This window comes from Thiovibrio sp. Mzg5, from assembly GCF_055379285.1.
In genome coordinates this window covers 2,271,076-2,291,253 of record NZ_AP022872.1, presented here as the reverse complement: position 1 = coordinate 2,291,253, position 20,178 = coordinate 2,271,076, and the positions used below count along the sequence as shown (strand labels likewise).

19 protein-coding genes are annotated in these 20,178 nt (G+C 58.7%); 13 read left to right on the top strand and 6 right to left on the bottom strand.

The genetic code is table 11. The features are described from left to right. Positions 1-164: 164 nt before the first annotated feature. Genes ACZ46D_RS10550 through ACZ46D_RS10540 form a run of 3 tightly spaced genes read right to left on the bottom strand, consistent with a single transcriptional unit; the run spans position 165 to position 2,171 of the window. Entirely contained in the window at positions 165-596 is a 432-nt protein-coding gene (locus ACZ46D_RS10550) for an NIL domain-containing protein (RefSeq protein ID WP_464927396.1), read from the bottom strand. Next, a complete protein-coding gene (locus tag ACZ46D_RS10545; protein WP_464927395.1) occupies positions 593-1,165 on the bottom strand; it encodes a P-loop nucleotide/nucleoside kinase family protein in 573 nt (190 codons plus the stop codon). The genes ACZ46D_RS10550 and ACZ46D_RS10545 overlap by 4 nt, the downstream gene beginning before the upstream one ends. Then, complete coding sequence (locus ACZ46D_RS10540) at positions 1,152-2,171, bottom strand: hypothetical protein (protein ID WP_464927394.1); 1,020 nt, start codon at positions 2,169-2,171, stop codon at positions 1,152-1,154. Before ACZ46D_RS10540 ends, ACZ46D_RS10545 begins: the two co-directional genes overlap by 14 nt. A 223-nt stretch (positions 2,172-2,394) precedes the next feature. Here ACZ46D_RS10540 and ACZ46D_RS10535 point away from each other — a divergent pair, with 223 nt between their 5' ends. Continuing rightward, complete coding sequence (locus ACZ46D_RS10535) at positions 2,395-2,772, top strand: response regulator (RefSeq protein WP_464927393.1); 378 nt, start codon at positions 2,395-2,397, stop codon at positions 2,770-2,772. Here the strand turns inward: ACZ46D_RS10535 and ACZ46D_RS10530 are convergent. Genes ACZ46D_RS10530 through ACZ46D_RS10520 form a run of 3 tightly spaced genes read right to left on the bottom strand, consistent with a single transcriptional unit; the run spans position 2,766 to position 5,107 of the window. Next, positions 2,766-3,314, bottom strand: a complete 549-nt coding sequence (locus ACZ46D_RS10530; protein ID WP_464927392.1) for a DUF309 domain-containing protein — start codon at positions 3,312-3,314, stop codon at positions 2,766-2,768. The two genes, ACZ46D_RS10535 and ACZ46D_RS10530, sit on opposite strands and share 7 nt — an antisense overlap. An 8-nt stretch (positions 3,315-3,322) precedes the next feature. Beyond that, positions 3,323-3,826 (bottom strand): hypothetical protein, encoded by a 504-nt coding sequence (locus ACZ46D_RS10525; RefSeq protein WP_464927391.1) that lies wholly within the window; start codon positions 3,824-3,826, stop codon positions 3,323-3,325. A 60-nt stretch (positions 3,827-3,886) separates the two neighbouring features. After that, complete coding sequence (locus ACZ46D_RS10520; protein ID WP_464927390.1) at positions 3,887-5,107, bottom strand: U32 family peptidase; 1,221 nt, start codon at positions 5,105-5,107, stop codon at positions 3,887-3,889. A 28-nt stretch (positions 5,108-5,135) separates the two neighbouring features. On the opposite strand from ACZ46D_RS10520, the gene mnmA reads away from it, so the two are divergent. From mnmA to atpD, 12 genes are all read left to right on the top strand, one after another. Next, complete coding sequence (mnmA, locus tag ACZ46D_RS10515) at positions 5,136-6,203, top strand: tRNA 2-thiouridine(34) synthase MnmA (RefSeq protein ID WP_464927389.1); 1,068 nt, start codon at positions 5,136-5,138, stop codon at positions 6,201-6,203. Positions 6,204-6,330: 127 nt separating this feature from the next. Continuing rightward, positions 6,331-7,767, top strand: a complete 1,437-nt coding sequence (gene pyk / locus ACZ46D_RS10510; protein WP_464927388.1) for a pyruvate kinase — start codon at positions 6,331-6,333, stop codon at positions 7,765-7,767. Positions 7,768-7,870: 103 nt separating this feature from the next. Continuing rightward, the gene (gene mtaB / locus ACZ46D_RS10505; RefSeq protein ID WP_464927387.1) at positions 7,871-9,193 is read left to right on the top strand and encodes a tRNA (N(6)-L-threonylcarbamoyladenosine(37)-C(2))-methylthiotransferase MtaB; all 1,323 of its coding nucleotides are present in this window, start codon (positions 7,871-7,873) and stop codon (positions 9,191-9,193) included. Between the two features lie 48 nt (positions 9,194-9,241). After that, the gene (locus ACZ46D_RS10500) at positions 9,242-10,534 is read left to right on the top strand and encodes a CinA family nicotinamide mononucleotide deamidase-related protein (RefSeq protein WP_464927386.1); all 1,293 of its coding nucleotides are present in this window, start codon (positions 9,242-9,244) and stop codon (positions 10,532-10,534) included. A 142-nt stretch (positions 10,535-10,676) separates the two neighbouring features. Beyond that, the gene (gene recA, locus ACZ46D_RS10495; RefSeq protein WP_464929283.1) at positions 10,677-11,723 is read left to right on the top strand and encodes a recombinase RecA; all 1,047 of its coding nucleotides are present in this window, start codon (positions 10,677-10,679) and stop codon (positions 11,721-11,723) included. A 79-nt stretch (positions 11,724-11,802) separates the two neighbouring features. Next, positions 11,803-14,460, top strand: coding sequence for an alanine--tRNA ligase (gene alaS, locus ACZ46D_RS10490; protein WP_464927385.1), 2,658 nt, complete (start codon positions 11,803-11,805; stop codon positions 14,458-14,460). Positions 14,461-14,662: 202 nt separating this feature from the next. Next, complete coding sequence (locus ACZ46D_RS10485; RefSeq protein WP_464927384.1) at positions 14,663-15,088, top strand: ATP synthase F0 subunit B; 426 nt, start codon at positions 14,663-14,665, stop codon at positions 15,086-15,088. Further along, on the top strand, positions 15,089-15,691 hold the full coding sequence (locus ACZ46D_RS10480) for an ATP synthase F0 subunit B (RefSeq protein WP_464927383.1): 603 nt from the start codon (positions 15,089-15,091) through the stop codon (positions 15,689-15,691). Then, positions 15,688-16,233 carry a F0F1 ATP synthase subunit delta gene (locus ACZ46D_RS10475; protein WP_464927382.1) on the top strand — a complete coding sequence of 182 codons (546 nt, stop codon included), beginning with the start codon at positions 15,688-15,690 and terminating at the stop codon, positions 16,231-16,233. Before ACZ46D_RS10480 ends, ACZ46D_RS10475 begins: the two co-directional genes overlap by 4 nt. A gap of 5 nt (positions 16,234-16,238) precedes the next feature. After that, a complete protein-coding gene (gene atpA / locus ACZ46D_RS10470) occupies positions 16,239-17,762 on the top strand; it encodes a F0F1 ATP synthase subunit alpha (RefSeq protein ID WP_464927381.1) in 1,524 nt (507 codons plus the stop codon). Between the two features lie 15 nt (positions 17,763-17,777). After that, positions 17,778-18,650 carry an ATP synthase F1 subunit gamma gene (gene atpG / locus ACZ46D_RS10465; RefSeq protein ID WP_464927380.1) on the top strand — a complete coding sequence of 291 codons (873 nt, stop codon included), beginning with the start codon at positions 17,778-17,780 and terminating at the stop codon, positions 18,648-18,650. Positions 18,651-18,723: 73 nt separating this feature from the next. Then, positions 18,724-20,145 carry a F0F1 ATP synthase subunit beta gene (gene atpD, locus ACZ46D_RS10460; RefSeq protein ID WP_464927379.1) on the top strand — a complete coding sequence of 474 codons (1,422 nt, stop codon included), beginning with the start codon at positions 18,724-18,726 and terminating at the stop codon, positions 20,143-20,145. The last annotated feature ends 33 nt before the right edge of the window (positions 20,146-20,178 follow it).

Sequence of the window (20,178 nt, the reverse complement as noted above, 5' to 3'; positions counted from 1 at the left end):
CGCGCTTGAGGCGTTAGCCCCGCTCTGGCCTTGAGCAACAATGTCCGAAGGCGTTTGGTCGGAGTGGGTCGAAGGTGGAGGTTCCGGGGGAACTACGGTTCGACAGGGCTTTCCTGGGCGGAGCCGAAGGGCGTCCCGCAAACGGGGGGTATCGGAACGATCTCCTAGGCGGCCAGCTCCACATTGCCGTTTAAGGAAACCTCCATGGCCCGGGCCGGGCAGACGGAAACACACAGGCCGCAGGCGGTGCATTTTTCCTCGTCGAAGAGCACCGCCATGTCGGGCCGGTGGATCGAGAGGGCGCCGGTGGGGCAGACGCCGGTGCAGGCCCCGCATTGGTAGCATTTCTCGTCGTCGCGGTGGATGTTGCCGGCCATGCTTTTCACCGAAACCCCCATCTCGTTGAGGTAGGCGATGCCTTTTTTGACATTGGCCTTGTGGCCCAAAAATTCGAGGACCATGACCCCTTCCTGCTGGAGGAGGATGGTGGCCTTGAGGATATTGAATTCCAGGTCGTACTTCTTCACCAGATTGCTGATGATCGGCTGGTCGATGACTTCCTTGGGGAACTTCAGAACATAGATGCGCGTATTCATGGCTGCGTCTCCAGCTGGGCGGCAAGCTGCTCTAAAACAGCTTGCACCGGCAGATCGGTTGACAGGGTTATGAGCTGATCCGGGGCAAGTTCCGTCGGGGCTTCGAACCGCTCTTTTTGTTTCAGGTAGATCTCCCAGCGTCCATCCGACACGGCCTGCGGGTCAAGAGCCCTTTGGGCCATGCGGCGCTTCATTTCCTCTTCCGGGCAGACACAGAGAATACAGTATAGCCGAACCCCCAGACGCTGCGCAAGCATCCGCACCGCATCGCGATCTGATTTTCGCTGGTACGAGGCATCAAGTACCACCCCCCGGCCCCGCCCCTGGGCCAGATCGTGCTCGGCCCGTTCCAGCAGGGCCGCATAGGTTTTGGCGGTGAACTCGCCGGTGTAGATGCCCTGGTCCGCGGTTTCGCGCTGGTGGCTCTGCGGGGTGAGGCCGGCCAATTCCTTGCGCACCACGTCGGAGTTGTAATAGCGAAGACCTTGGCGGTCGGCCCAGGCCTGGGCCACGGTGGACTTGCCCGTGGCGATCAGGCCGAAAAAGATGAACAGCTCAGGACGCGGCATAGCGTTGGGCCAGGGCGAAGTATTTTTTTGCCTGGTTCAGGCAGGTTTCGGCGGTGGCAGGATCAACCTCCGGGGCATGGGCGGTGAACAGGCCGATCTTGCCGCGCACATAGGCGCGGTAGCATTTATAGAAGTTGAGCATGGGCAGCAGGGTGGTGTCGCCTGCGGCCTGGCAGAATCGTTCGATAAAATAATGGGAAAGCTCGGGCAGGCCGTGGAAATCGAGGTCCATGGCCAGAAAGGCCACATCGCTTGCCACATCGCAGTAGCGGAAGCGCTGGTTGAACTCGATGCAGTCGTAGATGTAGATCTCCTCGGCCAGGCAGATGTTGGCGGAATAGAGGTCGCCGTGGCAGTCGCGCACCCTCCCCGCCGCGATTCTGGCGGCAAAGAGCTCCTCTTTTTTCAGAAAATCACGGGCATAGCCGCTGATCGCCTCGAACTGCTCCTGGCTCAAGGCCGCGCAGCCGATGAATCCCTGGGTCTGCTCAAAATTTTCCAGCACATTGACGCTCACCGCCAGGGCAGTGCCGAATTTTTCAATGGCCGGGCCGCTCTCGGCCTTGGCGTAGAAGGGAACCAGGATGCCGATGATCCGGTCGAGGATCTCCTTGCTCAGTCCGCCCTGACCGATGACCTTGGCCATCATCCGCTCTTCCGGCATCCGCGCCATTTTTACTGCGTATTCCACCGGGGTGCCGGGGCCGTCCAGGGAAAAACCTCCGTCCTGCTCGGTGATCGCCACCAACCCGAGGTAGAGGGAGGGGCACAACCGCCGGTTTAAGAGCAGCTCCTCTTCGCAGAAATGTTTGCGCTTTTCCAGGGTGGTGAAGTTGAGAAAGCCGAAGTCCACGGGTTTTTTGATCTTGTAGACAAAGTCGCCTGCCAGCAGCACATAGGAAATATGGGTTTGCACCAGGGTTACTTCCGGTGCGGGATGCGGGTATGCCCCGGCCCCGGATTGAAGCAGTGCCTGGATAAAGGGCGGCAAGGTTGAGTCAGCCATGAAAGCCTCCGGTTTAGGTTCTCTATGCCGAGATTCGGCAGGAATATCACACAGACAGCAGAAGAAACGTGCTGATCATAACAGAATCATTTCTTTCCGTAAACCGTGGAGCAAGTCGGTATGGGCCGCGATTTCTTGCAAAGGGCCTCATGTTTTTTCCTAATAATGCCGAGAAGTAAGGTGAAAGCCCCTTGCAACCAACCATCCGACAAGGAAGGGAAAAATGGCACAGGCGAATAGAGAGATTCTCATCGTGGACGATACGGCGGTGCTCCGCAATATCATGAAGGTGCAGCTGCAACGGATGGGCTTTTCCCATATTTACGAAGCCCAGAATGGCAGCGCGGCCATGGAAATCCTGCAGGCCCAGAAGATCGATCTGGTGATTTCCGATTGGAACATGCCGGTGATGAACGGCTTTGAATTGTTGCAGGAAATACGCGCCAGCGAGGTATTAAAAGATATCCTGTTCATCATGGTGACGGCGGAGGCCACCGAAGCCAGGATTAGCATGGCCATGCAGCTCAAGGTGGACGAGTTGATTTTAAAGCCCTTCACCCTGGAGATTCTCGAACGAAAAATTATCCGGATCATTCAATGAGTCTGGTCCTGCCGCAATAGCTTGGGCGGGACCGGGTCCAGATTGCGCAAGCTCTCTAAAAGTTTCTCCACATCGAAACCGGCGCAACCCTGCCGGTTTTTTTCCAATGCCGCCACGGCCCGAGCGGCCATTTTCGCCCCTGCCTCGAAATAGCCATACTCCCCCTTGATATAAAAGCCCGCCGCCCGGATCAGCGCCTGGAGAATCTCTTTTTCCGCACCCTGCGCCCCATGCCAGGCCTGCTCCAGAATTTCGTGGACCTCAAAAAAAAGCCCCAAATCCCAAAACACCAGCGCCCGGCTCAGGGCATCCGCCGCTTTCGCGCGACCGATTATCGCCAGGGCCTGAGCGTACCCTGCCAATCGCGCCTCGATATAGGCGGCATAGGGCGTTGCCACCCCTTGCTGCAGATACCGATCGGCAACCGTCCGGACCGGGGCAAGGTCGTGTTGGGCCAGCGCCAGAGGCAGAGCTGCGGAAAGCTCATTTCTAATATCGCGACTCAGGCGGTCCTGAAACGGCTCAAAGCGAGAGGGGGTCATGGCGACAATTATTTATACAGATCTGGGTAGAGTTTTTTCAGGCAGTCCGGGCAGATGCTGTGGGTGAAATCGGCGGAGGTCTTGGCGGAGATGAATTTCTCCACGGTGCTCCACGAGGCCGGGTCATGGGGGTCGCCATCGGCGTGGCGGATTTTTTTGCAGGAGGCGCAGATGGGTAACAGGCCTTGCAGGGTGTTTTTTATCTCCAGAAGCATTCTGGTCTGGATGTGCAGGCCAAGGAGGACGAAGATGGCCCCAAGCAGAAAAACGAGGCCAACGAGGAGCTCGCCGACAAAGGGAAGGCGCAGGAAAAAGACTCCGGCCACCACGCAGTAACCCAGGAGGAAAAAAAGCATCAGCCCGCGATGCAGGCGCAGGGCGCGGATGATCTCCGGCTTGATGCGCTCGGGGATGAAGGGGGTGAGGATGTGCAGGTCCTTGGCCTTGACAAGGCTGAAGAGCATGACAACTGCTCCGGTCAGGATCATGGCGATGCTCAGGATGTGCTGCATGGCGGTGGGGGCGCTCCTCACGGTTGATGGTATGTGCTTTACATTATAGGCATTTTTTGTTCAGGAAGCCATTTTTTTTCTGAAGAGGCCGTTGATCTCACAGGTTGCGGGCGCAGGGTCAAGGGCGAGGGTGACGAGGTTGTTCGGGTTCGCCTGGGGGAGTTGGACTCCGTTTTGGCCGGTGAGGCAGAGCACCGTGTGGTCGGTGTTCACGAGGCCGCGTCCCAGGTATTCCAGGCGGTCGCCCACCGCGATGGGGTTGCGGGTCTCAATAACCGGCTGGGGGCCTGCCTGGCGGACGATGCCCACCGGGGCATAGTCGTAGCTGATCATCGCCCCGTTGTAGAGCATGTCGGCGGCGGTGGGCGGCTGGTCGAAGAAGTTTTCCGTGTAGCCCCGCGAACCGATTTTCAGCAGCTCTTCCCGGAAGGTTTCCGGCAGGACGGCGTCAAGCCCTTCCGTCTTCCAGTAATCAAGGGCGGCCCGGTAAAGGCGGGTTATGGCCCCTACATAATAGACGCTTTTCATCCTCCCTTCGAGTTTGAGGCTGTCCGCCCCGGCCCGGATCAGCTCGGGCAACCGGTTCAAGAGGCAGAGGTCCTTGGCGTTGAAGATATAGGTGCCGCGGCTGTCTTCCTCCACCGGGAAGAACTGGCCCGGCCGCTTTTCCTCTTCCAACCGGTAGTGGTAGCGGCAGGGATGGGCGCAGTTGCCTTGGTTGGCGTCGCGGCCAGTGAGATAGAGGCTCAAGAGGCAGCGGCCCGAGTAGGAGATGCACAGCGCCCCGTGCACGAAGATCTCCAGCTCCGCCTCGGTGGCCTGCCGGATCTGGCTGATCTCGGCCAGGGAAAGCTCCCGGGCCAGGTTGAGCCGTTTGACCCCCTGGCCGGCCCAGAAACGGACACTCTCCAGGTTGGTGACATTGGCCTGGGTGCTGAGATGGATGGGCAGCTGGGGCACCGTCCGTTGGGCAACGGCGAGGATGCCCGGGTCGGAGATGATCAACCCGTCCACTTTCGCCTCTTCTAGCGCAGCGAGATAATCGGGCAGCTCGGCAAGATCGTCATTGTGGGCAAAGATGTTGAGGGTGGTGTATACTTGGACACCGCGCTCGTGGGCATAGGCCACGGCCTGGGCGATTTCTTCTTCGCCGAAATTGGTGGCATGGGCCCGGAGGCTGAATTTCTTGCCGCCGAGATAGACCGCATTGGCGCCGTAGTGGATGGCGGTCTGCATTTTTTCAAAATTGCCTGCTGGGGCAAGAAGTTCCGGGAGTTTCATCGACAAGCCTTTTCGTGCTGGGGATCGGATGGCAGAACGTTTCGCAACGACTATACACCAGAAAAAGATTGTTGTCGCCATGAGCGGCGGCGTTGATTCCTCGGTGGCCGCTGCCCTGTTGCAGCAACAGGGGGCGCAGGTGCAGGGCGTTTTCATGGCCCTGGCCCAGCCCGATCTGGCGGAGCAGCTGCAACGGGTCCGGGCGGTGGCCGATTTTTTACAGATCCCGCTTACCGTGGTGGATCTGGCCGAACCTTTCCGGCGGGCGGTGGTGGACTATTTTTGCACCAGCTATTTTGCCGGGAAAACCCCCAACCCCTGCGTGGTCTGTAACCGCACCATCAAATGCGGCCTACTGCTGGATCAGGCGCGGGAGAGCCTTGGCGCGGATCTGCTTGCCACCGGCCATTATGCCCGGCTCAGCGGGGACGAAAAAACCGGGTATCGCTTGTGCAAAGGCGTTGATCCTAAAAAAGATCAGTCCTATTTTCTCGGGTTGCTCACCCAGGCGCAGCTGGCGCACCTCTGCTTTCCCCTGGGCTCTTTCCGGAAGGAGGAGGTTTACGACCTTGCCGCCGAGTTTGGCCTGGCCTTCCGGGATACGGCAGAAAGCCAGGATATCTGTTTTTTGAAACACCAGTCGGTGGGGGAGTTTCTCGCCGCCCATTCTCCGGGGCATGAACGGCCAGGCCCGATGCTGACCTTGCAGGGCAAAGAGCTTGGTTGCCATGGGGGCATCCATCAGTATACTATCGGCCAGCGGAGGGGGTTGGGGTTGCCGGATGCCACTCCCTGGTATGTGGTGGGGCTTGATTTAGAGCGCGACGCGGTGGTGGTCGGCAAGGACGCGGATCTCTGGCAGCAGGAGGTGCGGTTGCCTGTGGTGCATTGGCTGCAAGGTCAGCCGCCATCCTTGCCCCTCGTGTGCGAGGTGAAAATCCGTTCGCGGCATCCAGCCTGCCAGGCAGAGATCGTCGGTCTTGATGGCGGAGTGCTGCTGACCTTTAGCGAGCCCCAGCGCGCGGTGACCCCCGGCCAGTTTGCGGTTTTTTATGAGGGCGAGGTGGTTCTCGGCTGCGGCGAGATTGCCAAATGAGGCGAAATTTGTGTTTGGCAGCTGGGGCGGAAAAACGATACACTGGTCGTGATGGTGCGTTTGCCACGCCTTTGCTTTGCCTGGCATGCAAACAATCACCGATCCTCAGGAAAAGCCAAGGAGCAGCATGAAAGCATTCATCTCCAAGACCAAGATCGTGGCCACCCTGGGGCCGGCTTCTTTTTCGGCTGCCGTGCAACGTCGCCTGATGACCGCCGGGGTTGATGGCTTTCGCCTGAATCTTTCCCACGGAGATCTTAAGGAACATGCCGGGGTGATCGCCAGCCTGCGGAAGATCAGCGGGGAAATGGGGAGACCGGTGGCCATCATTGTGGATCTACCGGGGCCGAAGATGCGGCTGGGGAAGGTGCCCAAGCCGATTACCGTGCGGCGGGGGGCCAAGGTCCACTTCTGGCCTGCCGACCAGCCCCGGCCCAAGGCGGGCATCTTTCTGCCCCATGAAATTTCCGGGTTGGCCCAGGGGGTGCGGCCGGGCTCCATCATCTTTGTCGGCGACGGCATGCTGCAGTTTAAGGTCAAGTCCATCCAGGGAGAGATTATCGAAACCGAGGCCCTGGTGGCCGGGGTGGTCCGTTCCAACAAAGGAGTTAATATCCCCGGCTATGATGCGCCGGCCGGGGTGCTCACCGAAGAGGACAAGCGCGGCATCGCCTTTGCCATACAGCATAAGGCGGATGTGATCTGCATCTCCTTTGTCGGCACCCCGGAGGATATGTTGGCCGCCCGCGCTCTCCTGCCGCAAACCGGGAACTATCACCCCTGCCTGCTGGCCAAGATCGAGCGGCGGCAGGCCGTGGCCAACCTGGACGCTATTCTCGCGCAGGCCGACGCGGTGATGGTGGCTCGGGGCGATCTCGGCATCGAGCTGCCCATCGAAGAGATTCCGGGGTTGCAGAAGGATATCATCCACCGGGCCAACATGGCGGCCAAGCCGGTGATCGTCGCCACCCAGATGCTGCTGTCCATGGTGGACAACGCCCGGCCCACCCGGGCCGAGGTCACCGACGTGGCCAATGCCATTCTCGATGGCGCCGATGCCATCATGTTTTCCGAGGAGACCGCCATTGGCCATGATCCGGCAGCGGTGGTCCGCATTGCCAAGAAAATTGCCCACCAGACCGAACGGCGCCTGGTCAAGAGCGGCGGCGTCGCGTTGGAGGTTCGGGCCGCGATCCGTTCCGAAGACAGCATTGACGATCTGATCAGCAGTGCCACCTGCGATGTTCTGGAGAACCGGACCGTTGATCTGGCTGTAACCCCCACCGCAACCGGGACAACGGCCCGGCGCATCGCCCGGCTGCGGCCGCGGCCCTGGATTGTGGCTATCACCGATAATCCGACGGTCCGCAATATCCTCGCCCTTTCCTCGGGGGTTTTTCCCCTGGAGGTGCCCTCCGTCGCCCTGTCGGACCTCGAATTGGCCGAGCGGCTGAAAAGCGCCGGGTTGATCCGCTCCGGGACGCGAAGGCTGGTGATCACCGCCGGCACCCTGTTTGGGGTGGCAGGCACCACCAACAGCCTAAAAATCATCGATGTTTCGTAACCGTTCAGCAGCGAAGCGGCGCTGCTGAACGGTTACAATATCAGGGTTGCCGGAAATCGTCCTTGTTGTTGCAACTCTGCAGCAAACACAGTATGGCACAGGCATGAATATCAAAGGCCAGAACAAAAAAAAGATTGCCGTCACCACCCTCGGCTGCAAGGTCAACCAGTTTGAATCGGCCGCCTTCCTTTCCGAGCTTGCAGGGCGGGAGGTGGAGCTGGTCCCTTTTTCCCATCCGGCAGAGATCTATATCATCAATACCTGCGCGGTGACGGCCAGGGCGGGGGGCCAGTCGCGCCAGCTGATCCGCCAGGCCTTGCGCGCCAACCCCGAGGCCCGGTTGATCGTGACCGGCTGTTACGCGCAGATTGCCGCCGAGGAGATTCTCGAGATCGCCGACAGCCCCATCTGCATTGTGGGCAACAGCTGTAAGCACCGCTTGGTGGATGTGGCCCTGGCCGACCGGCACTGCGATCTGGAAATGCACCTGGGCGATCTCGCCGGGCAAAAAGAGATCTGCCCCCTCACCGTCACCAGCTTTGGGGCGGGGAGGACCAGGGCCTACCTCAAGGTGCAGGACGGCTGCAACAGCTTCTGTACCTACTGCATCGTGCCCTATGCCCGGGGCCGCAGCCGGAGCCTTGCCCCGGACAAGGTGGTGGCCCAGGCCGAAATCTTTGCCGCCCAGGGGTACAAGGAACAGGTACTCACCGGCATCCATCTCGGCCATTACGGTCAGGATTTTGCCGCCAAGACCAATCTGCGCGAATTGCTGGCCCTGCTTGTCGCCCAAAACCTGCCGGTGCGTTACCGCTTGAGTTCGCTGGAACCGACCGAGATCACGGAGGCGCTGTTGACCCTCATGGCCGAAACGCCGGCAATCATGCCCTATCTGCATATCCCCTTGCAGAGCGGGGATGACCGGATACTCAAGAGGATGAACCGCCGCTATCCCGCCGCCACCTTTGCCAAAGTGGTGGAACAGAGTGTGGCCCGTCTGCCCGATGTGGCCATTGGCGTGGATGTGCTGGTCGGTTTTCCCGGCGAGGATGAGGAGGCCTTTGGCAACACCTATCGCCTGCTCGAATCGCTGCCGGTGAGCTATCTCCATGTCTTCCCCTACTCGAGAAGGCCGGGAACCCCGGCCGCCACCCTGCCTGATCAGGTTCCCAAGGCGGCCAAGGAGGAAAGGGTTGCGCTTCTGAGGGATTTGCATCATAAAAAACGGACCGCCTTTTACCAAAGTCATCTGGGCAGTACCCGGCAAATCCTGGTGGAACGGCGGAAGAAGGGATGTCTGTTGCGGGGCTATACCGGAAATTACATCCCGGTTTCCTTTGAGGGGGATAACACCCTAGTGAATCAACTGGTCACGGTGCGCCTGGAAGAACTCACCGGTGACGGGGTGCTGGGTCGGATTGTCTGATTGATGATTCGTGGCTGAAAAACTTTTTTCTTTTTTTACGAGACCGTCATGCTTGGAGAAATAATCGCCATCGGCGATGAGCTCACCTCCGGGAGTGTGCTGAACACCACCAGCTACTTTGCGGCCAGCCATCTTTTTGCCGCAGGGCACGAGATTCTGGCCATGACCACCATCGGGGATGACCCGGAGGTCATTGGCCGCACCCTGCAACGGGCTTTGCAACGGGCGGATTTTATTGTTGTCACCGGGGGCTTAGGCCCGACCACCGATGATCTGACCAATGCCGCTGTTTCTTCGGCCCTTGCCCGGCCCGCCACCTTTTATCCTGAAATACTCAAGAAAATCCAGGCGCATGGCAAGAGCCTGCCCTCCGGTCAGCAGATCTCCCTGGAAAAACTGGCCTGGTTGCCGGCCGGCGCCCATGCCCTGCACACGGAAGCAAAGATGGCCGGGTATTTTTTGGTCCAAGACGGCAAGCCCATCTTTTTTCTCCCCGGGGTGCCGCAGGAGATGAAGGATTTGCTCCTGGAAACGGTGATCACCCGGCTGGCTGTCTGGGAAGGCGAGGAGGTCCGCCAGGTGCGCCAGAAGGTGTACAAGGTGGTGGGATTGGCCGAGTCGGAAATCAACCGGAAGCTGGCCCACCTGGAGGGCCGCGACCCGCGGGTGCGGATCGGCTATTATCCCGTGTTTCCCGAGGTGCATGTCAGTTTGACCGTTACCGGAGCCTCCAGCCAGGAAGCCGAGGCAATCTTTGCCAAATACGACGGGCAGGTGGTGACCTTTCTCGGCGATTGCTGTTATGGTTCCGGGGGCGACACCCTGGAGGGCGTGGTGGGAAGTCTGCTTGTCGAGCGCAGCCAGACGGTGGCCGTGGCGGAATCCTGCACCGGCGGACTCATCGGCCATACCCTGACCAAGATTGCCGGGAGTTCCGCTTATTTTGTCGGAGGGGTGGTCGCTTACAGCGATGCCCTGAAGGAGCGGCTGCTCGGAGTCAACCGGGAGATCCTCCTGCGGTCCGGCGCGGTCAGCGCGGAGTGTGCCCGGGCCATGGCCGAGGGGATGCGGCGGGTGACCCCCGTTGATTATGCCCTTGCCGTAACGGGCATTGCCGGACCTACCGGCGGCACGGAAGACAAACCGGTGGGCACGGTCTATTTCGGCCTGGCCAGCCCGGAGAAAACCCAGACCTTTCTCTTTCATTTTTCCGGAGACCGCGGGCAGGTGCAGGCTCTGGCCGGCCAGACCGGGCTTGATCTGTTGCGCCGCCACCTGCTTGGTCTTGATAGCTTGGTCTTGATAATGGCTGACGGACAGTGTAAAACGAACCGACGATAATTCATCCTACTTGTTGAAATCGCAACAAGACCGCGATTACAACAGTTATTGCCTTGGAACTCTTTGAATTTGTGTTACGGACCTGTGACCTTTTTCTTTTTTTTGCGAGTCCATCATACCTAGGGAGACTGACAACATGGCCATTGCCGAAGATAAGAACAAAACCCTTGATACCGCGATTTTCCAGATCCAGAAGCAGTTCGGCAAGGGCTCGATCATGCGCCTCGGCACCGACGAGCGGGAGGCGGTATCGGTTATCTCCACCGGTACCCTGAGCATCGACATTGCCACCGGGGTCGGCGGCGTGGCCCGCGGCCGGATTACGGAGATCTACGGGCCGGAGTCTTCCGGCAAAACCACCCTGGCCCTGCATATCATCGCCGAGGCCCAGAAGGCCGGAGGCAGTGCCGCCTTCATCGATGCCGAGCATGCCCTGGACATCGGCTATGCCGAGCGCCTCGGGGTCAAGGTTGACGATCTTTTGGTCTCCCAGCCCGACTATGGCGAGCAGGCTCTGGAGATTGTCGAGATCCTTATCCGCAGCGGCGCAGTGGACGTCATTGTCGTGGACTCGGTGGCGGCCCTGGTGCCCAAGGCGGAGATCGACGGCAACGCAGGCGACTCCCACGTCGGCCTCCAGGCCCGCCTCATGTCCCAGGCCATGCGCAAGCTCACCGGCGTGCTCAAGCGCACCAACACCGCGATCATCTTCATCAACCAGATCCGGATGAAGATCGGGGTCATGTTCGGGAATCCGGAAACCACCACCGGCGGCAACGCCCTCAAGTTTTACAGCTCGCTCAGGCTCGATATCCGGCGCCAGGCCGCGATCAAGGACGGGCTGGAGGTGATCGGCAACCGGACTAAGGTCAAGGTGGTGAAAAATAAGATGGCGCCGCCTTTTAAGGAGGCGGAGTTCGACATCATTTATGGAGAAGGCGCCTCCAAGGTCGGGGATCTGCTCGACCTGGCCGTGGCCCAGGATATTGTCGAGAAAAGCGGGGCCTGGTACTCCTATAACGGCGAGCGCATCGGTCAGGGCAGGGAGAACTCCAAGCTCTTCTTGAAGGAGCATCCGGAGCTGTGCGATGATCTTGAAAGAAAGGTGCGCCTCGGGTATGGTTTGCCCCTGATGGGTGAAAAAGGACCGGTGGCAAAGGCTGTTGTAAAGGCTGTGGCCGCCGATTGACCTGAGTTAGGAAGGAAATATTTTTTTAAGAAGCGGAATGCGGAAGCGTTCCGCTTCTGTAATTTGAAGGAATGTACCAATGACCGGAAACGAGATACGCAAGCGATTTTTGGCCTACTTTGCCGACAAGGGCCATACGGTGGTGGAAAGCTCAGGCCTGGTGCCCCATGATGACCCGACCCTGCTCTTCGTCAATGCCGGGATGGTTCAGTTCAAGCGGGTTTTCATGGGCGAGGACAAGCGCGACTACACGCGGGCCGCAACCTGTCAGCGCTGTGTGCGGGCAGGCGGCAAGCACAACGACCTGGAGAATGTCGGCTATACCGCGCGCCACCATACCTTTTTCGAGATGCTCGGCAATTTTTCCTTTGGCGATTATTTTAAAAAAGACGCCATCCATTATGCCTGGGATTTTCTCACCAAGGAAGTAGGGCTCCCCCCGGAAAAGCTCTGGGTTTCGGTGTTTGACGACGACGACGAGGCCTTCGGCCTCTGGGAAAAGGTCAAGGAGCTGCCCCAGGGCCGCATCGTGCGGATGGGGGAAAAGGACAACTTCTGGGCCATGGGCGATACCGGCCCCTGCGGTCCCTGCTCGGAGATCCACATCGACCAGGGCGTGGAGGCGGGCTGCGGCAAGCCCGACTGCAAGCTCGGCTGCGACTGCGACCGTTTCCTGGAGATCTGGAACCTGGTCTTCATGCAGTTCAATCGGAGCGAGGACGGCACCCTGACCCCGCTGCCCAAGCCGAGTATCGACACCGGCATGGGCCTTGAACGCATTGCCGCCGTTACCCAGGGGAAATTCACCAACTACGATTCCGATCTTTTTACCGGGATCATCGCGGCCATCGCCGATGCCGCCGGGGTGAAGTACGGAAAGGATGCGGCAATCAACACGGCCTTAAGGGTCATCGCCGACCACAGCCGGGCCACCACCTTTCTGGTGGCCGACGGGGTCTTGCCCTCCAACGAGGGGCGGGGCTATGTGCTCCGCCGGATCATGCGGAGGGCCATCCGTTTCGGCCGCTCGCTGGGGTTGAAAAAACCCTTTTTGACCGGAGTCACCGAGGCGGTCATCGCCGAGATGGGCGAGGCCTATCCCCATCTCCATGGGGCGCGGGAGCTCTTGGCCAAGGTGGTGTACAACGAGGAGGTGCGCTTCCTGGAAACCCTGGACAATGGCCTGGCCATGCTCCACCAGGAGATGAAGCGGTTGCAGGAGGCGGGTCAGAAGGTGGTGGCAGGGGAATTCATCTTCAAGCTCTACGACACCTTTGGTTTTCCCGTGGATATCGTCAAGGATATCGCCATTGAAAAAGGCATGCTGGCCGATGAGGCCGGATTCAACGCGGCCATGGAGGTGCAGCGCAATCAATCCAAGAAATCCTGGAAAGCTACCTCGCTGGCCGAAATGGGGCCGGGGGTTCGCGCCCTGCTGGACAAGGGGTTGCGCAGCCGGTTTGTCGGCTATGAGACGCGGCACCACCAAGCCACCATCAGCGGCCTGGTGAGCGGGGGCGGGGAGAGTATTGCGCAGGCGGGCACCGGGGAGCAGATCTCCCTGGTTTGCCCGGAAACCCCGTTTTACGCCGAGTCCGGCGGGCAGAGCGGGGACCGGGGCATGATCATCGGGCCGCAGGGCAAGGCTCGAGTGGAAAATACCGTGGCCGTTGGGGATGGGCTCATTCTCCATCAGGCCGAGGTTATCGAGGGCAGCCTCGCCCTTGGTGAGACCGTCGAGCTCAAGGTGGCCGAAGGCCGGCGCCAGCGCACGGCCGACAATCACACCGCCACCCATCTCTTGCAGGCCGCTTTGCGCGAGGTGTTGGGCGAGCATGTCAAGCAGGCCGGCTCCCTGGTCAATCCGCAGCGGCTCCGCTTTGATTTCACCCATTTTTCCCCTCTCAGCCGCGAGGAGATTGGTCGGGTGGAAAAGATTGTCAACGAGGGGATCCGGGGTAATGCCCAGGTGTCCACCGCGGTGCTTGACCGGGAGGAGGCCATCCGTGGCGGCGCCACGGCCCTGTTCGGCGAGAAATATGAGACACAAGTCCGGGTTGTTTCCGTGGGGCAGATCAGCAAGGAGCTGTGCGGCGGGACCCATGTGGGGGCAACCGGGGAGATCGGTCTGTTCAAGATCCTGAGCGAAACCGGCATCGCCGCCGGGGTACGGCGGATCGAGGCGGTCACCGGACCCGGCGCCATGGAGCGGTTCCAGCAGATTGAGGCGCAGCTGGGCATGCTGGCGGCCAAACTCAAGACCACCCCGGAGGAACTGGCCGGCAAGCTTGAAAAAATGTTGGCCCGGCAGAAAGAATTGGAACGGGAGGTGAGCCGGTTGACCGCGGATCTTTCCGTCAATGATCTGGAGTCCATGCTCGGCAACGCCCAGGAGATCGAAGGGGTGAAGGTGGTGATCGCCCAGATCGCCATGGATTCACCGAAAACCATGCGAGAGGTCGGTGATAAGGTGCGGGACGGACTGGGCAGCGGTATTGCTGTTTTAGGCGGCGTCTTTGAAGGCAAGGTGAGCCTGCTGGCCATGGTCACCAAGGATCTGAGCAGCCGGTTCCATGCCGGCCGGATTGTCAAAGAGGTGGCCGCCATGGTGGGCGGCAGCGGGGGCGGGCGAGCCGACATGGCCCAGGCCGGGGGGACCATGGCGGATAAATTGCCGGAGGCGCTCTCGGCGGTGCCTGGCATCATCATCGGCCAGGGAGCCAAAGCGTCCTCGTAACAATGAATATCAACAACCTGTTGGGTTCTCTTTCCGTAGAAATACCCAGGGAAAAACGGGAAAAAAAGCAGCGGGGAAATGTATTGACAGGCCAAAAAAATTCGATTAGAACCGTTCAATTGTTAATGAACAGGCATTCATTTCATGCGTACATACCAAGAATTTTTCACATATAAATTGTAAAGAAAAACGGGGGCCAGTAATGATTACCATCGACCTGACCATGCTCATTCAGATTGTCAATATGCTCTTGCTTATTGTCGTCTTGAATGCAGTCTTGTACAAACCGATCCGTTCGATTATCGAAGAGCGGCAGAAGAAGATCACCGGCCTTGATGAGGGCATTGATCAATTCAAGAAGAACACGGTGTTGCGTCTTGATGAGTTTGGTCAGAAGATGAAGGATGCCAGGATCAGGGCCAAAAAAGAGTACGAGACGGCCCGCAATGCGGCCCTTGCGGAAAGCACGGAAAAACTGGCCGGGATCCGCAAGGAGGTTGACGCGCAGAAGAGCGGTCAGCTTGCCGAAATAGAAAAGCAGTTTGCCGCGGCCCAGTCCGAGTTGCAGGGCCAGATTTCTGGTTTTGCCAGCGAGATGGCGGGCAAGGTTTTGGGGAGGGCTCTGTAAATGAAGAATAAGAACTGGAAAAAAGCCGGAGCCGTTGCCGGAGCGCTACTGATGATGTTGGCGTGCGTAGCTGTTGCCTATGCGTCTGGTGAGGCTGGCGGACACGAGGCGGGTATTCCCAAAGCAAAATGGATGGATCTTTTGTATCGGGCGTTAAATTTCGCCGCTTTAGCCTTTATTTTGGTGTTTTTTCTGAAGAAGCCTTTTTCCGAAGGCTTGAGCAGTCGGCGGGAAGGCATCAAGGATCAGCTCGAGGCCTTGGAGTCCCGCAAGGCCGAAGCAGAGCAGATGTACAAAGAAGCCGAAGCCAAACTTGCCAGGCTCGACGAAGAGGTGAACAGTATCATCACCGAGGCGGTCAAGCAGGGGGAGGCAGAGAAGGCACGGATCATTACCGATGCCGAACGCAATGCCGGGGACATCAAGCGGCAGGCGGAGATGGCGGTGGCCCATGAGCTTGCCCTGGCCAAGACCAGGCTGAAGGGTGAGATTGCCGAGCAAGCCGTGCTGCTGGCGGAAGAGTTGGTCAAAAAGAATATTCAGCCTGCGGATCAGAGCAGGATGGTTGAGCTGTCTCTTGATAAGGTGGGAGGTATTCAGTGAAGAACACAGTATTAGCCAAACGATACGCCAAGGCGCTGTTTGCGGTTGGCAAGGAAGGCAATGCCTTCGCGGAGTTCACCAAGACCCTCAATGCCATGGCCGAGCTCTTTGTCGGGATGCCCGAGGTGGCCGATGCCCTGACCAACCCGCTCTATCCGGTTGAGGCGCGGGAGAAGGTCATGGAGCATCTTCTCACCTCCATGCAGGTTTCCCAGGTTCTGGGTAATTTTTTCAAGCTGCTGGTGCAGAAAAAACGGGCGAATATCCTGCCCGACATCGCCGCGGTATTTCAGGCGATGGTCGATGCGGATAACAATATGTGTCAGGGGACGGTGGTTTCGGCCATGGAGCTGACCCCCGAACTCAGTGCAAAGGTTAAGGCAACATTGGAAAAAATAACCGGCAAGCAAGTCGTCCTTACGGCACAAATCGATCCGTCCATTATCGGCGGGATTGTGGCCAAGGTCGGTGATCTGGTGCTCGATGGAAGCATCAAATCACAGCTGGCTGGTTTAAAAGAATCCATTAAGGGGAGTGTATAAGACAAATGCAGATCAAAGCCGAAGAGATCAGTCAAATCATTAAGGGGCAGATCAAGGATTACGAAAGTAAAGTTGATCTGAGTGAAACCGGCACCGTAATCTCCGTTGGTGACGGTATCGCTCGTGTGTACGGGGTTGAGAAGTGCATGGCCATGGAGCTGCTGGAGTTTCCCGGCGGCGTCTTGGGCATCGCCTTGAACCTTGAGGCGGACAACGTCGGTTGTGCGCTTCTTGGCGACGTGCGGAAGATCAAGGAAGGCGACACCGTCAAACGGACCGGCCGTATTGCCGAGGTTCCCGTCGGCCCCGAGATGGAAGGCCGCGTCGTTGACGGCGTGGGCACCCCCATTGACGGCCAGGGTCCGCTCAATGCCAAACACAGCTCCAAGATTGAGGTACTGGCACCCGGCGTTATCGCCAGAAAGTCCGTGCACGAGCCCTGTTACACCGGCGCCAAGGCGGTTGACGCCATGACCCCGGTTGGCCGCGGTCAGCGCGAACTGGTCATCGGCGATCGTCAGATCGGCAAGACCGCCCTCTGCGTTGACGCGATCATCGCCCAGAAATACACCGATGTGCATTGTGTTTATGTGGCCATCGGCCAGAAGAAATCAACGGTGGCCCTGGTAGTTGAGGCGCTCCGTAAACATGGCGCCATGGAATACACCACCGTGGTAGCAGCCTGCGCCTCCGATCCGGCGCCCATGCAGTATGTCGCCGCCTTTGCCGGTTGCGCTATGGGCGAGTATTTCCGTGACAATGGCCAGCACGCGCTGATCATCTATGACGATCTTTCCAAGCAGGCGGTTTCCTACCGGGAGTTGTCCCTGCTTCTTCGTCGTCCGCCCGGTCGTGAAGCGTACCCCGGCGACATTTTCTTCAACCACTCCCGCCTGTTGGAGCGGTCCTGCAAGGTAAACGATGCCCTGGGCGCCGGTTCTTTAACGGCTCTGCCCATCATCGAGACCCAGGCCGGTGACGTTTCCGCCTTTATCCCGACCAACGTTATCTCCATCACCGACGGTCAGGTATACCTTGAGCCCAACCTGTTCTTCGCCGGTGTTCGTCCTGCGATCAACGTCGGCCTTTCCGTATCCCGCGTCGGTGGTGCTGCCCAGGTTAAGGCTATGAAGCAGGTTGCCGGTACCCTTCGTCTGGATCTGGCCCAGTATCGCGAGCTCGCCGCCTTTGCCGGCTTCGGTTCCGATCTGGACGCCGCCACCCAGGCGCAGTTGACCCGTGGCGCCCGTCTGGTTGAGATCCTGAAGCAGCCCCAGTATCAGCCGCTGCCCATGGAAAAACAGATCTGCATCCTTTTCGCCGGTACCCGCGGTTATCTCGACACCCTGCCCATTGACAGCCTGGCGGAGTATGAGCAGCAGCTCTATGCCCATATTGAGAAAAACCAGCCGAGCATCTATGATGACCTGAAAGAAAAGCAAGCCATTGATGCCGCCCTGGAAGAGAAGATCAGGACGACTCTGCAGGCTTTCGGGGAATCTTTCAAGGCTGCCAAGGGCCTTAAATAAGGGGGGTAAGGTCTCATGCCGAGCCTAAAAGATGTAAAAACAAAGATTGGTGGGGTGAAGAAAACTGCCCAGATCACCAAGGCCATGAACATGGTTGCCGCGGCCAAGCTTCGTGGGGCGCAGCAGAAGATGGAAGATTTTCGTTCCTATGCCGAGAAGTTCAACGCGGCCATGGGCAATCTATCTTCGGCCATGGATTCCGGCGCGTTTCCCCTCATGGAGAAGCGTGAGGTCAAAACCGTGGAGATCCTCGTGGTCACCTCGGATCGTGGCCTGTGTGGAAGTTTTAACGCCCATATCCTGAAGATGACCGATAAGCTGATTGCTGGTTTTGAGGCCCAGGGCAAGAAGGTTTCCTTGGTGTGCGTCGGCAAGAAGGGCGCCAGCTATTTCCGGAAAACCGGTAAGGTTCGGCAGCGGTACACCGACTTGATGGGTACCTTCCAGATGTACAATGCCAGGACCATTGCCCAGGATATTGCCGGAAATTTTCTCTCCGGTGACAGCGATGAAGTCCGGATTGTTTACGGGAAATTCAAGAGCGTTGCCGTGCAGCGTCCCGCAGAGCAGATGTTCCTGCCTATCCAGCCGGATACCGTGGCCGCAGTGGGGGCAACTTCCTCGGCTGCTGGTTCCTACATCTATGAGCCGAGCACCGAGGAAATCATGGAAGTGCTCCTGCCGCTCTACATGAATGTCATGGTCTACCATGCCATGCTTGAAGTCAGCGCCAGCGAGCATGCCGCCCGGATGAGCGCCATGGATAACGCCACCAACGCCTGTAAGGATATCATCCACAGCCTGACCCTGATTTACAACAAGGCGCGGCAGGCTGGCATCACCGCGGAATTGATGGATATTGTCGGCGGTGCCGAGGCATTGAAGTAACCAGGTGAAATCAGGCTGATTCATTCAGCTGTCATAGATTGTCAATGTAAGTACTAGCTGAGGAGGCTTTTCAATGAGTGAAGCAAGAGTTGGTAAAATTGTTCAGGTCATCGGACCTGTTGTAGACGTTGAGTTTGAGCCGGACAACCTGCCGGAGATCATGAACGCTCTCCTGGTCAACAATCTGGGTATCAGTGATGTGCCTGGGAACCTAGTCATCGAGGTTGCCCTGCATCTTGGCGACAATGTTGTTCGCTGTGTTGCCATGGATCAGACCGACGGTCTGGTTCGCGGCCAGGCATGCACGGATACCGGCAAGCCCATTGAGATCCCCTGCGGCGCTCCTGCTTTGGGCCGGATCATGAACGTGGTCGGTCGCCCGGTTGATGGCATGGGGCCCATTGCCTCCGATAAGATGCGCACCATTCACCGTGCTGCCCCTGCTTTTACCGATCAGTCCACCGAGGTGCATGTTCTCGAAACCGGCATCAAGGTTATCGACCTGCTGGTTCCCTTCCCCCGTGGCGGCAAGATGGGGCTGTTCGGCGGCGCCGGTTGCGGTAAGACCGTTATCATGATGGAGATGGTAAATAACATCGCCATGCATCACGGCGGTATCTCGGTATTCTGCGGGGTTGGCGAGCGGACCCGTGAAGGAAACGATCTCTACCATGAGATGAAAGAATCCGGCGTTCTCCCCAAGGCCGCCCTGGTTTACGGCCAGATGACCGAGCCTCCCGGAGCCCGCTCTCGTGTTGCTTTGACCGGCTTGTCTGCGGCAGAGTACTTCCGTGATGAAGAGGGCCAGGACGTGCTCTTCTTCGTTGACAACATCTTCCGTTTCACCCAGGCCGGCGCCGAGGTTTCCGCGCTTCTTGGCCGTATTCCTTCGGCGGTTGGTTATCAGCCCACCCTGGCCACCGACCTTGGTGCCCTCCAGGAGCGGATCACCTCCACCAACAAGGGATCCATCACCGCGGTCCAGTGCGTTTACGTACCGGCGGACGACTTGACCGATCCGGCTCCGGCCACCACCTTTGCGCATCTGGATGGAACCGTTGTTCTTTCCCGGCAGATCGCCGAGCTTGGTATCTACCCGGCTGTTGATCCCCTGGATTCCACCTCCCGGATTCTCGATCCCAATGTTTTGGGTGAAGAGCATTATCTGGTAGCCCGTGGCGTGCAGACCAGCCTCCAGAAATACAAAGACCTGCAGGATATCATCGCCATTCTGGGTATGGACGAGCTCTCCGAAGAGGACCAGACCCTGGTTACTCGCGCCCGGAAAATTCAGCGCTTCCTGTCCCAGCCCTTCACCGTCGCGGAGACCTTTACCGGCATGGCCGGGAAATACGTTAAGGTTGCCGACACGGTTCGCGGGTTTAAAGAAATCCTGGAAGGCAAGCACGACGAGCTGCCCGAGATCGCTTTCTACATGGTCGGCAGCATTGAAGAGGCGGTTGAGAAGGCCAATAAAGAGAAGGCCGCTGCTTAAGGATTTGACTGACTCGCCGGCCCCATGCGGGGT